Origin of the sequence: Rhizobium sp. SG741, from assembly GCF_012275435.1 — a bacterium.
Lineage (GTDB): Bacteria > Pseudomonadota > Alphaproteobacteria > Rhizobiales > Rhizobiaceae > Rhizobium > Rhizobium lusitanum.
This window is the reverse complement of the sequence record NZ_JAAZQP010000013.1, coordinates 135340-147685: the sequence shown is the minus strand read 5'-3', so window position 1 is coordinate 147685 and position 12346 is coordinate 135340. Positions and strand designations below refer to the sequence as shown.

The following is a 12346-nucleotide window of genomic DNA, read 5'->3' as shown; positions in this document are numbered from 1 at the left end:
AAGGGGCCGCAATGTCCGATGCTCCAAACTCCGAGCTAGAACCGCTGCTCGATATCAGGGATCTCAGGATCGAGTTCCGCGGCAAGAGCGAGACAGTCGTTGCGGTGCCGAAGCTATCCATCAGCGTTCGCCCGGGCGAGAGCTACGGCCTCGTCGGGGAATCCGGCTGCGGCAAGAGCACAACGGCCATGGCGATCATGGGCTATCTCGGCAATACCGGCGTGATCGCGGGTGGCAGCATCCGCTTCGATGGCAAGGAACTCGTCGGCGCAAGGGAAAGGGAGCTGCGCGCGATCCGCGGCCGGCGCATCGCCATGGTATATCAGGATCCGATGAGCGCGCTCAACCCGGTCAAGACGATCGGGTCGCAACTGGCCGAAGTACCGCTGCTGCATCTCGGAGCGACCAAGACCGAAGCGATGGAAATGGCTGCGGCCATGCTCGACGACGTTCGCCTGCCCGATGCCGGCGACATGCTGAAGCGGTATCCGCATCAGCTGTCGGGCGGCCAGCAGCAGCGCGTCGTCATTGCCATGGCACTTTTGGCGCGGCCCTCGCTGCTGCTGCTCGACGAGCCGACGACGGGTCTCGACGTTACGGTCGAAGCTGCGGTCATCGACCTGATCGGCGAGCTCCGCCGCCGTTACTCCACCAGCCTGCTTTTCATCTCGCACAATCTCGGCCTGATCGCCGAAACCTGCGACCGTGTCGGCATTATGTATTCCGGCGAGATGGTGGAGGAGGGCACGACCGGCGATCTCTTCCGCCGGCCGCGCCACCCCTATACGCAGGGGTTGATCGACTGCATTCCCGATATCGGCAGCGGCAAGCACCGCCGCGCGCTGGCCGCGATCCCCGGCCATATCCCTCTGCCGCAGGAGCGGCCGGTAGGCTGTTTCTTCGCACCGCGCTGTGCCGGATTTACCGCCGGCCTTTGCGACAACCCCGGCCTTGCGCTGACCGAGGCAGGTGCCGACCATCTGGTGCGCTGCGCCCGTTGGCCGGAAATGGAACGGTCGATCCGAAGCCTCCCCGTTGAACGCGCCCAGGTCGTGCCGAAGGAAGAGGCAATCGCGCTCTCCGATGTCACGAAGCTCTACAGGATTGGCGCCGACAAGACCGTCAAGGCCAACGAGGCCGTCTCCTTCGGCGCGCGCAAGGCCGAGATCGTCGCCCTGGTCGGCGAATCCGGCTGCGGGAAGTCGACCTTGGCCCGCATCGTCACAGGGCTCGACAGCGCCACGTCGGGATCGATCCGCATGGCAGGCGAAAATATCGCCGAGCTGCAAGCCCGGCAGCGGCCGCGCAACATGCTGCAATCGATCCAGATGATCTTCCAGAATCCCGACAGCACGCTCAACCCGTCGCACTCGGCAGCCTTTTCCATCCGCCGTTCGATCAAGAAGTTCGGCATCCGCAAGGGCAAGGCCGCTATCGAAGAACGAGTCCGCGAACTCCTGGAGATGGTGCGGCTCTCGCCGACGGTTGCCGATAGGAAGCCGAACCAGCTCTCGGGCGGCCAGAAGCAGCGCATCGCGATCGCTCGCGCCTTTGCTGCCGATCCGTCGCTCATCGTCGCCGACGAACCGGTATCAGCACTCGATGTCTCCGTGCAGGCGGCGGTCGTGACGCTCCTTCTCGATATCCAGAAGGAGAAGCACACCACCATGCTCTTCATCAGCCACGACCTGGCACTGGTCAGGCATGTCGCCGACAAGGTCGTCGTGATGTACCTCGGCAAGGTCATGGAGCAGGGTACGGTCGAGGAGGTGTTCGGTCGCGGCACGCATCCCTATACCGAAGCGCTGATTTCGGCGATCCGCAGCCCTAATCTCGACGAAGCGCCGCGCGAACGAATCCGACTGACCGGCGAAACGCCGAGCCCGGTCAACGTGCCGGCCGGCTGTCGTTTCGCAACCCGCTGTCACCGAAAGGTCGGCGCCATCTGCGACACCGTCGCGCCGCCGATCCGGCAGATGTCGGAGACGCATCAGATCGCCTGCCATATCGAGGAAGAACGGCTGCGCGCCGAGCGGCCGATCTACGTCGTGGCGACAGGGGGGAACGAATGAGTCCCGAGACCTCCATCGCGGCGAGCTTCTGGAAGAAGGCGGCGCGCTTCCGCGCGCTCGTGCCTGTCATGGTGGCGATCTGCGTCATCGGCACGGGAAACAGCCTGCTGACGACTTCGGTTTCGCTCAGTCTCAGCCTGCCGGGTATTGATCCCGGCGTCGTGCAGCTTCTCCTGACCGGGTTTCCCGTCGGTTTTCTTGCCGGCTGCCTGGCGGCGCGTTTTCTGGTCGCCCGCGCCGGTCATCGCGGTACCTTTCTGTTGGTGAGTTTCCTTGCCGCTTTCACCGGCTTCGGCTACATCGCAACGATGGCCACCCCCGTCTGGCTTGTCCTGCGTCTTCTCAACGGCTTTGCCATGGCGGTGCTGTTCGTCGTCTCGGAAAGCTGGATCAACCTCTACGCCGACCAGAGCAATCGCGGCGCCTATTTCTCGCTCTACATGATGATGACCTCGCTCGCCGTGCTCTTCGGCCAGCTGATGGTCGAGGCGGCAGGCCCGCATTCGCCGTATCTCTTCCTAATGGGGGCTCTGACGATCACGGCCGGCACCCTTTACTGCCGGTTCGCGGGGCGCCCGTGGCCGGCGCTCCCGGTTCGCACTGTCCGGCCACTGCAGGTCGATGTGTCGGCCGCAGATCAGCGGTATGGCCTGTGGAAGCTTGTCATTCTGGCACCCGTCACCATCATCGCCGTCTTTCAGGCCGGCATGACGAATATGAACGTCTTCGCGCTGACGCCGCTATACGGCGCCAAGATCGCGCTTCCCGCTGCCACCACGGTCGGCCTGGTGACGGCCTTCAGTATGGGCGGCATGCTTGCCCAGACGCCGGTGGGCTGGTTGTCCGACCGGCTCGATCGCCGCTGGATGCTTCTCGTCCAGGGCGTGCTTGCCGCAGCGCTCTGCGGCGGCATCATCATGCTCGCCGACACCCATGTGCCGGTGCTCTTCGTGCTCTTCTTCCTCTACGGCGCGACCGCCTTGACCATTTATCCCGTCGGCATCGCCTTCGCCAATTCGCAGATCGATAGCCGGCATATGGTGTCGGCGTCGGGCGGCCTCCTGCTGCTGTATTCGATCGGCAATGTCATGACGCCGGGCGTCGCCGCCGGCCTCATGGATTACGTGGCGCCCTATGCGCTCTTCATCATGCTCGGCAGCGGCGCCGCGCTGGTGTCGGTAGGCGCATGTTTCAACCTGCGGCGCAAGAGCGAACCGCAAATGGCGGATGCGGCACCCGATTGCCTGGCTTCCGGAGTGAAACAATGACCAAAGTCACTTCCTTCGATCTCGTCATTCGCGGTGGACAGGTGGTTCTCCCGACCGAGACCATTCAGACCGACATCGGAATCCGCGACGGGAAATTTGCCGCCATCGGCATAGGCCTGGCGGAAGGCCGGCAGGAGATTTCGGCCGAAGGGCGGCTCGTGCTGCCTGGCGGGGTCGATAGCCACTGCCACATGGACCAGCAGCCCTGGGAAGGCAAGGCGACGGCAGACGACTTCAATACCGGAACGCTATCCGCCCTATGCGGCGGTACGACCACCGTCGTTCCCTTCGCCATGCAGATGCGCGGCCAGTCCCTTCGGGACATCGTGGCGGACTATCACGAGCGCGCGCGGCCGAAAGCGCATATCGACTACGGCATCCATCTGATCGTCGGCGATCCCTCTCCGGAGGTTCTGCGCGACGAAATCCCGTCTCTGATCGCCGAGGGCTGCACCTCGATGAAGATCTACCTCACCTATGACGGGCTGAAGCTCGACGACTACGAGGTGCTGAACGTCCTTGATGTCGCCCGATCGCACGGCGCCATGGTGATGGTGCATGCGGAAAACGACGCCTGCATCCGCTGGCTGACGGAAAAATTCATCGCCGCCCGAAAGACGCAGCTGCGTTACCACGAGAAGACCCATTCCGCGATTGGCGATCGCGAGGCCACCTATCGCGCCATCAGCCTGTCGGAGCTGATTGAAACGCCGATCCTCGTCAGCCACGTGGCGGCCGGCGGCGCGGTCGAGGAGATCCGCCGCGCCAAGGCGCGGGGACTGCCGATCTACGCCGAGACCTGCCCGCAATATCTCTTCCTTTCGGCCGAAGACATCGACACGCATGATCTCTCGGGCTCGAAATGCGTATGCACGCCGCCGCCGCGCGACAAGTCGAACCAGCCGGATATCTGGCGCGGCATTCTCGATGGCACGCTCGAGGTCTTTTCGTCCGATCATTCGCCGTGGAACTATGCGGACAAGATCGCCGGTGGGCCGGACACGCCGTTCAACCGTATTCCGAACGGCATTCCCGGCATCGAGACGCGGTTGGCGCTCCTCTTTTCGGCCGGCGTTAATGGCGGGCGGATGTCGCTGCAGAAGTTCGTCGAGCTGACCTCCGCAGCTCCGGCAAGGCTCTTCGGCCTATATCCGCGCAAGGGCCTGATCGCGGTTGGATCGGATGCCGACATCGCTATCTGGGATCCGGAGCGCACCGTCACCATCCACAACGACATGCTGCATCACGCCACCGACCACACGCCCTACGCGGGGCAGACGGTGCGTGGCTGGCCGGTCATGACGATCTCGCGCGGCGAGCTTGTCTGGAATGACGGAGAGGTTCTGTCTCGGCCCGGTCGCGGCCAGTTCATTCCGCGCCTGCGACCCTTCCCGCCGAAACAAGGCCTTTCCTCGGTGCTGGCATCATGACGACCGCGTCCGATCCATCGCTGTCGAGGTTGGCGGGCCAGATCGTCATGATCACGGGTGCGGCAAGCGGCATCGGAGTAGCGATTGCACGGCGCTGTGTCGCCGAAGGCGCCAGCGTGGTCTGTGCCGATCAGACGGAAGGCCTCATTAATCTGCTGGCCGCAGAACTCGGGTCAAGCGCCATCGCCGTCGGTTGCGATGTGACCGACGGCCGCTCGATGGAGCGTGCGCTCGGCAGGGTGCGAGATCGGTTCGGGCGGCTTGATGGCCTGGTCCACAATGCCGCGGCACCTTCGCTGGATGGTACGGTGGTCGATCTCAGCGAGGAGCAATGGCGCCGTGAACTCGATGTCAGCCTTACGGGGGCTTTCTTGACCGCCAAGTTCGCTTTGCCGCTGATGGTTGAGGCCGGCGGTGGCTCGGTGGTGCTTATCGCTTCGCAGTTCGCGCATGTGGCGACGGGCAAGGCGGTGGCCTATTGCGCAGCCAAGGCCGGTCTTGTCCATCTCGCCAAGGCCATGGCGATCGATCACGCGGATGATGGCATCCGTGTGAACAGTCTTTCGCCGGGCGCGGTGGCAACATCCCGGTTGCTCCAGCGCTGGCCGGATCTCGAGGCAGCCGACCGGCAGCTCGGCCCTGCGCATCTGCTTGGCCGGATCGCCAAGCCGGACGAGATCGCGGCGGCGACGGCCTTTCTTCTTTCTGCCGACGCCTCCTTCGTGACCGGTACCGACCTGCTCGTCGACGGCGGCTATGCGGTGCGTTGAACCATTGATTGCAACGATCTGGATAGGATTTTGAAATGACCCTTCTCGTTACCGGCGGCACAGGCTTCGTCATGAGCGTCGTGGCACGGACCTGGCTGGATCGTGATCCCGCCGCCCGCGCCGTCATCCTCGATCGCTCCGGTCTCGATGCCATGGCAGAGCGCTATTTCGCGCCTGTGCGCGATCGGCTGTCGGTCATCATAGCTGACATCTGCGACCCCTCGCAATGGTCGGCTGCGCTCGATGCGCACGACATTAGTGTCATTGTGCATGGCGCGACGATCACGCCGATCTCCCGTGGCAGCGCTGCCGAAGCCAAGCGTCAGCCGGAAGCCGAGGAGCCGGCGAAGATCGTCGACGTCAATCTGATGGGCACGGTCCACATGCTGGATTGGGCGCGCAGCCGCCCCTCGGTCAAGCGCTTCATCTATGTCAGCTCCGGTTCGGTCTATCGCCATCACGGACCGGATTGGGCCGGCGAGCCATTACCGGAGGACGGCTATGTCGCACCGCTGACACTTTACGGCATCTCCAAATTCGCCTCGGAGATGGTGGTCAACCGCTATGCCGACCTCTTCGGCATGTCGTCGCTCAGTGTTCGCCTGGCCTCGGTTTATGGCACTATGGACCGCGCGACCGAGAGCCGCAATTTCCGCCATGTCCCGAACAAGGTGGCACACATGGCGCTGGCGGGCGAGGTGGTCCGGCCAAACAGCCTGGAATCGGTCGGCGACTATATCCACTCCGCCGACGTCGCCAATGCCGTCATCGCATTGCTGAAGGCGCCGCGCCTTCGTTATCGCCATTATAATATCGGCAGCGGACGCATCTCGACGACAGGCGACATCGTTGAATGGGCGAGAGAGCGCGTGCCAACTCTGCAGGTCGAGGTCAGCCCACACGAGACCGCCAATGTCATCCAGGATGCGACGCTGAAGGACGGAATGTGGGGAGAATATGACCTCGCCCGCATCGAGCGCGACACCGATTGGCGCCCGCGCGCCGGCAAGGAAGCCTTCCACGATTACATGGACTGGATCATCGCCAACGAAGGCGTGTCCGAGGAGAAGAAGTGATGTCCGCACTGGCCAAACTGGAAAACACGGAACGCCAGGAACGCGATTTCATCGGCTATGGCCCGAGGCCACCTTTCATGAGCTGGCCCGATGGCGTCAAGCTCGCGATTAACCTGGTGCTGAACTACGAGGAAGGCGCGGAATATTCCTGGCTTGAGGATGGCCGCAACGACAATTGGGGCGAATACAATATTCCAAACAGCCCGCCGGTCCGCGATCTGGGCACCGAGACTCATTTCGAATATGGCAGCCGCGCCGGCGTCTGGCGCTTGGCGCGCCTCTTTGATCGTACTGGCATTCCGATCACCGTGTCCGCCTGTGCCGTTGCGCTGGAGAAGAATCCTGCCGTCGTCGAGTGGATGAATGCCCGCGGCCACGACTTGCTCGGCCACGGTCTGCGCTGGAGCGAATATTCGACGGTCGAGCGCGCGGATGAAGAACGCCAGCTGCACGACGCGATCGCGCTCTATCGGAAGTTGACGGGCCGGCGGCCGCTGGGCTGGAATTGTCGATCCTTCCCGAGCGTCAACACCCGCGATCTGATCGTGAAGGAGGGCGGCTTCCTCTATTATTCCGACCCCTGCAACGACGATCTTCCCTATTTCATTGATCATGATGGCACACGACTTCTCGTGGTCCCCTATTCCAAGACGCTGAACGACAGCCGATATCTGATTGCACCGGGCTACAGCAATCCACGCGATTTCGCAGAGGATTGCCGCTCCGCAATCGATTACATGATTTCAGAAGCGGAGGAGACAGGCGGGCGCATGCTGACCATCGGCGTCCATGCTCGCTGGATGGGGCAGCCAAACCGTGCCTCCGGCCTGCGCGATGTCATCGAACATGTCAAGAAGACACCGGGTGCTGCATTCATGCGCCGGGAAGATATTGCCCGCCACTGGCTCGACAACCACGAGACCTTCAATCGCGATGCGTGACGGGAATGGGAAGGACGTCGTGCCGGTGGAGAAACGGGAGGAAAGGCAGGTCATGAAGGAAATGAACGGCGCGGAAGTCGTCGCTTCCATCCTCAAGCAGGAGGGCGTGAAGCAGATCATCGGCTTTCCAAACAGCGAACTCTTCGATGCATCGGCCCATCTCGACATTCCGCCTGTTATCACCAGAACGCCGCGGGTCGCAGTGAATATTGCCGAAGGTTACGCGCGCACCACGGCAGGTCGGGAACTCGCAGTCGTCACCGTACAATATGGCCCCGGTGCCGAAAGTGCCTTCGGTGGCATCGCTCAGGCCTATAATGATCGTGCGCCAATTCTTTTCCTGCCGACCGGCTATCCCCGCGGTTCTGAGGCGGTGGCACCAAATTTCGAGGCCAGCCGAAATTTCCGCCACATTACGAAATGGTGCGAGGCGGCAAGCCGCGTCGAGCATCTGCCAAAATTGATGCATTCCGCAATCACCCGTGTCCGTAATGGTCGTCCTGCTCCCGTGCTTCTGGAACTGCCGGTCGACCTTCTTGCCGAGAAGCTTGATCCATCCCTTAATCTCTATCAGAGGCCACGCCGCAGCGTGCCGCAGGCGGATGCCGGTGAAATTGCCGAGTTGGTGAATACATTGCTGGCGGCGAAGAGCCCCGTGATCTTCGCCGGTCAGGGCGTGCTGGCCGGTTCGGCCTCACAAGAGCTCGTTGAATTTGCCGAGTTGCTGCGAATCCCTGTCATGACGACGCCGAACGGCAAGAGCGGTTTCCCCGAGAACCATCCGCTGGCACTTGGAACCGCCGGACGGGCGCGGCCCGCTACAATCGATCACTTCATGGACAAGGCGGATGTCGTGCTGGCGCTTGGGACAAGTCTGACGCGTTCCCACTACATCCTGCCGATCGCCAGGGACAAGGTTGTGTTGCAGGTCACTATCGACGAGGGCGATCTCGGAAAGGACTATCCCATTGCTCAGGGGGTCGTCAGCGACGTTCGTGCCGCACTTATGCAGATGATCGCCCACGTTAGGACTGAGGGGCTGACTGCCACGGATTGTGGCGATATCGCCGGTGAGATACGCTCGATCCGAACGGCTTTCATGGAACGCTGGGTGCCATTCCTGACGGCGGACAGCGAGCCGATCTCGCCCTATCGCGTGGTCTGGGAGATCATGCGAGCGGTCGATCCGGCAAAGACGATCGTGACCCATGATGCGGGCAATCCGCGCGACCAGCTCAGTCCTTTCTATGAGGCATCAGTGCCGGGCAGTTATATCGGTTGGGGCAAGACAACCCAGCTCGGCAGCGGTCTCGGCTTCGCGCTGGGTGCCAAGTTGGCACGCCCGGAAGCGACGGTCGTCAATCTGATGGGCGAGGCGGCGTTCGGCATGGTCGGCATAGACTTCGAGACGGCGATCCGCTGCAGTCTGCCGATCCTGACCGTCGTGATGCGCAACAATGTCCTTGGCGGCTATGCCGCAAGCATGCCGATTGCAACCGGGAAATACGGCGCGAACCGAATGTCGGGCGGGTACGCGCCGATAGCGGAGGCGCTCGGTGGTTATGGCGAATGCGTCACGTCGCCGGCAAAGCTGCGTCCAGCCCTGCTTCGCGCCATCGAAAAGGTCGGTCATGGGCAGGCTGCGCTGGTCGAGGTCGTGACGCATGAAGAGCCGCGCCTGCCGGGGCTCTCCTGATTGCGTGTATGGAGAACGGCATGTTCGACATGATCATATCGGGCGGCACCGTCGTCAATGCCGATGGCGAGGCGAGGGTTGATGTCGCCATAATCGGCGAACGTATTGCCGCGCTTCTTGGCCCCGGCGACGCGCCTCAAGCGCGCGTCGTTATCGATGTGGCCGGCTGCCATCTGTTGCCCGGGCTGGTCGACGCGCATGTCCATCTCCGCGAACCTGGCCTGACCCACAAGGAGGATTTCGAAAGTGGCACCCGGGCGGCGGCGCTCGGCGGCGTCACCGCGGTGCTGGATATGCCGACCGATGAGCCTTGGACCGCCACAGCCGACCAGCTTGCCGACAAGATGGCAATGGCGCGTGGTCGCATCCATGTGGATGTCGGCTTCCAGGCTGTCCTTGCCCGAGACGTGAGTCTCGCCGAAAAATTGCTGTCGCTGCGACCCGTCTCGCTGGAGCTTTTCACGGCCGATGTTCCTGAGACATTTCGCTTCCAGACCATGGACGATGTCGCCAACACAATGCGGCGACTGGCCGGATGTGACACGGTGATCGGCATTTCACCCGGCGATCAGTCAATCCTCGAGGGCAGCGCCATCAGTCATCCCGCGGGCGATATCGCGGCATTCCTCGACAGCCGTCCGCCGCTTGCCGAAGCCGGCGGAGTGGCCCGTGCCATATTGGCCGCTGCGGAAACCGGTTCGTGTATTCATGTCCGGCAGATCAATTCGGTTCTCGGCATTTCCACGTGGCGTCGATTGCGTGAGTTGGCCGATGCCACCGTCGAGACCACGCCGCAAAATCTCTTCTTCAATGCGGAGGATTATCGGACGGCCGGCGCGAAGCTCAAAGGGTCTCCACCTCTTCGCGGGGCGCGCGACCTGGCGGCGCTGCGGGCTGCACTTTCGGACGGACTGATCGACATTGTCGCCACGGATCATGCGCCGCATAGCCCCGCGGAAAAGGCGATGACCTATCCTGCCTTTGCCGGCATACCCGGCGGCATGCCCGGTTTGCAGACCCTGCTTCAGACAATGCTGATCCTGGTCGAAGAAAAGGTGATAGGCCTGCCTGATCTCGTCCGCATGTGCGCGCGCAATCCCGCGCGGCGCTTCGGGCTCGGCGGGTCCAAGGGCGCGATCGCGCCAGGGCGCGATGCCGATATACTGGTGGTCGATCAGCGGCGGCCGAGCGTCATCAGCAATGCGGAGCAGGCTTCGCGCGCCGCCTACACGCCGTTCGACGGATGGCAGGCGCCCGCAACACTGACCCGCGTCTTTTTGCGAGGCAGGGAGATCGTTCGCAATGGAGCGATCACGGCCGCTGCGTCAGGCCGCGTCATCCAGAGAGAAATATAGGGAGGCATCATGTCCATGCTTGACAGGAAGGTCGCCGTGGTGACCGGCGCAAGTTCGGGTCTTGGTCGCGCAATAGCATTGCGTTTTGCCGCCGAGGGGGCCGCGGTCGTGATCGCCGATACGAGGGAAACGCCAATCGAGGGGGGTGACACGACACTCTCGCTCATCCGCGATGGAGGGGGCAGGGCCTTTTTCGCCCAGACCGACATATCGAGCTGGGAAGCGGTCGACATGCTGGTTGGCGAGACGGTGGAGCATTTCGGCCGGCTGGACGTCATGGTCAACAATGCGGCGATCTACACATCGACCAATCTTCTCGAAACGACACCCCAGCAATGGCAGCAGGTGATGGGCGTGAATGTCACGGGCTACTTCTACTGCTGCAAGCGCGCGGTGCAGCAGTTCCTGACACAGGAACCAGTCAGCGATGTGCGCGGCCGCATCATCAACATCTCTTCTCAACACGGCATGATCGCCTGCCCCGGGGATTTTCCCTATGGCGTGGGCAAGGGTGCGATCGTGCAGATGACCCGCCAGATTGCCGTGGATCATGCCGATGATCTTGTCGTCTGCAATGCGATCGCGCCGGGCAAGATCATCACCGGCAAACCGGGCGTGGCGAACGATCCCGACGCCCTTGATTATTCAAGGAGCCGGACCCCTTGGCCGCGCCTCGGCGTGCCGCGCGACGTCGCCGGGGCCGCACTTTTCCTGGCGAGCGACATGGCCAGCTACATCACCGGCGTCAACCTGATGGTCGACGGCGGCTGGATGGCCGGCTGATCGGTAAAGACAATGAAAGCCGGCTGTTTGCCGGAGAATGAAGGGAGCATGACAATGGATATGGGTTTGAACGGGAAGACGGCGCTGGTCTTCGGGGCTGGGGGCGGCCTTGGCGGTGCGATCGCCCGAACGCTTGCCGGCGAGGGTGCGCGGGTGGCCGTCGCGGATATCAACCGGGAGGCCGCACAGGCCACCACCGATGCGATCGCGGCAGCCGACGGCAAGGCGTTGACGCTGGAGTGGGATATAGCCGATCTCTCAGTGATCGATGCGCGTCTCAAGGCTGTCGAGGAGGCATTTGGTACTGTCGATGTGCTGATCAATAACACTGGAGGCCCGCCGCCGACACCGGTGAGCGGCCAGGACGCAGACGCCTGGCAACGCTTCTTCCAATCGATGGTATTGCCGGTCATCGCCATAACCGACCGAGTTCTTCCCAGTATGAAAGCGTCAGGATGGGGCAGGGTGATTACCTCGACATCGTCAGGCGTGATCGCACCAATCGCCAATTTGGGCATGTCGAATACGCTGCGCACCGCGCTTCTCGGCTGGTCGAAGACACTCGCGCAGGAAGTCGGTCGCGCCGGCATCACCTCGAATATCGTTCTTCCCGGACGTATTGCCACGGGTCGCATCACCTTTCTTGACGAGCAAAAAGCCAAGCGTGAGGGGCGTACGGTCGAAGAGGTATCTGCACAAAGTACGGGGTCCATTCCGCTGGGCCGATATGGAGATCCGCAGGAATATGGTGACGTCGTTACGTTTCTCGCAAGCAAACGCGCTTCCTACATCACTGGCAGCGTCATACGGGTGGATGGTGGGCTGATCGCGAGCATATGACTTTGTCGCTAGGCGTTTAAAGACAACGTACGCGACCTCTCCATGGAGAACCATGAGTACAACTGAAATGCATATGAAATCAAATAGGCTTGACCTTCGATTCTCATCAGAGCCG

The 12346-nt window shown here is 62.4% G+C and carries 10 protein-coding genes; all 10 read left to right on the top strand.

Going from position 1 to position 12346, the window contains the following annotated elements; genetic code table 11:
• Positions 1-11 precede the first annotated feature (11 nt).
• From FHT29_RS27755 to FHT29_RS27710, 10 genes are read left to right on the top strand one after another with little or no spacing between them, the layout of a single operon-like run.
• Positions 12-2072, top strand: coding sequence for an ABC transporter ATP-binding protein (locus FHT29_RS27755; RefSeq protein WP_348644900.1), 2061 nt, complete (start codon positions 12-14; stop codon positions 2070-2072).
• Positions 2069-3340 carry an MFS transporter gene (locus FHT29_RS27750; protein ID WP_168597212.1) on the top strand — a complete coding sequence of 424 codons (1272 nt, stop codon included), beginning with the start codon at positions 2069-2071 and terminating at the stop codon, positions 3338-3340. Before FHT29_RS27755 ends, FHT29_RS27750 begins: the two co-directional genes overlap by 4 nt.
• Complete coding sequence (hydA, locus tag FHT29_RS27745) at positions 3337-4770, top strand: dihydropyrimidinase (RefSeq protein ID WP_168600595.1); 1434 nt, start codon at positions 3337-3339, stop codon at positions 4768-4770. Before FHT29_RS27750 ends, hydA begins: the two co-directional genes overlap by 4 nt.
• Entirely contained in the window at positions 4767-5540 is a 774-nt protein-coding gene (locus tag FHT29_RS27740) for an SDR family oxidoreductase (protein WP_168600594.1), read from the top strand. Before hydA ends, FHT29_RS27740 begins: the two co-directional genes overlap by 4 nt.
• A 35-nt stretch (positions 5541-5575) precedes the next feature.
• Positions 5576-6616, top strand: coding sequence for an NAD(P)-dependent oxidoreductase (locus FHT29_RS27735; RefSeq protein ID WP_113102779.1), 1041 nt, complete (start codon positions 5576-5578; stop codon positions 6614-6616).
• A complete protein-coding gene (locus tag FHT29_RS27730) occupies positions 6616-7557 on the top strand; it encodes an allantoinase PuuE (RefSeq protein WP_047641351.1) in 942 nt (313 codons plus the stop codon). Before FHT29_RS27735 ends, FHT29_RS27730 begins: the two co-directional genes overlap by 1 nt.
• 52 nt (positions 7558-7609) lie before the next feature.
• The gene (locus FHT29_RS27725; protein WP_092574564.1) at positions 7610-9253 is read left to right on the top strand and encodes a thiamine pyrophosphate-requiring protein; all 1644 of its coding nucleotides are present in this window, start codon (positions 7610-7612) and stop codon (positions 9251-9253) included.
• Between the two features lie 20 nt (positions 9254-9273).
• A complete protein-coding gene (locus FHT29_RS27720; protein ID WP_168600593.1) occupies positions 9274-10608 on the top strand; it encodes a dihydroorotase family protein in 1335 nt (444 codons plus the stop codon).
• Between the two features lie 9 nt (positions 10609-10617).
• A complete protein-coding gene (locus FHT29_RS27715; protein WP_168600592.1) occupies positions 10618-11391 on the top strand; it encodes a glucose 1-dehydrogenase in 774 nt (257 codons plus the stop codon).
• A gap of 54 nt (positions 11392-11445) precedes the next feature.
• Positions 11446-12231, top strand: coding sequence for an SDR family oxidoreductase (locus FHT29_RS27710; RefSeq protein ID WP_113134075.1), 786 nt, complete (start codon positions 11446-11448; stop codon positions 12229-12231).
• Positions 12232-12346: the final 115 nt, after the last annotated feature.

What these genes read in the sequence shown, in the direction of transcription:
- FHT29_RS27710 (WP_113134075.1), top strand. Translation starts at nt 11,446, where the DNA reads ATGGATATGGGTTTGAACGGGAAGACGGCGCTGGTCTTCGGGGCTGGG.
- FHT29_RS27720 (WP_168600593.1), top strand. Translation starts at nt 9,274, where the DNA reads ATGTTCGACATGATCATATCGGGCGGCACCGTCGTCAATGCCGATGGC.
- FHT29_RS27740 (WP_168600594.1), top strand. Translation starts at nt 4,767, where the DNA reads ATGACGACCGCGTCCGATCCATCGCTGTCGAGGTTGGCGGGCCAGATC.
- FHT29_RS27755 (WP_348644900.1), top strand. Translation starts at nt 12, where the DNA reads ATGTCCGATGCTCCAAACTCCGAGCTAGAACCGCTGCTCGATATCAGG.
- FHT29_RS27735 (WP_113102779.1), top strand. Translation starts at nt 5,576, where the DNA reads ATGACCCTTCTCGTTACCGGCGGCACAGGCTTCGTCATGAGCGTCGTG.
- FHT29_RS27725 (WP_092574564.1), top strand. Translation starts at nt 7,610, where the DNA reads ATGAAGGAAATGAACGGCGCGGAAGTCGTCGCTTCCATCCTCAAGCAG.
- hydA (WP_168600595.1), top strand. Translation starts at nt 3,337, where the DNA reads ATGACCAAAGTCACTTCCTTCGATCTCGTCATTCGCGGTGGACAGGTG.
- FHT29_RS27750 (WP_168597212.1), top strand. Translation starts at nt 2,069, where the DNA reads ATGAGTCCCGAGACCTCCATCGCGGCGAGCTTCTGGAAGAAGGCGGCG.
- FHT29_RS27715 (WP_168600592.1), top strand. Translation starts at nt 10,618, where the DNA reads ATGTCCATGCTTGACAGGAAGGTCGCCGTGGTGACCGGCGCAAGTTCG.
- FHT29_RS27730 (WP_047641351.1), top strand. Translation starts at nt 6,616, where the DNA reads ATGTCCGCACTGGCCAAACTGGAAAACACGGAACGCCAGGAACGCGAT.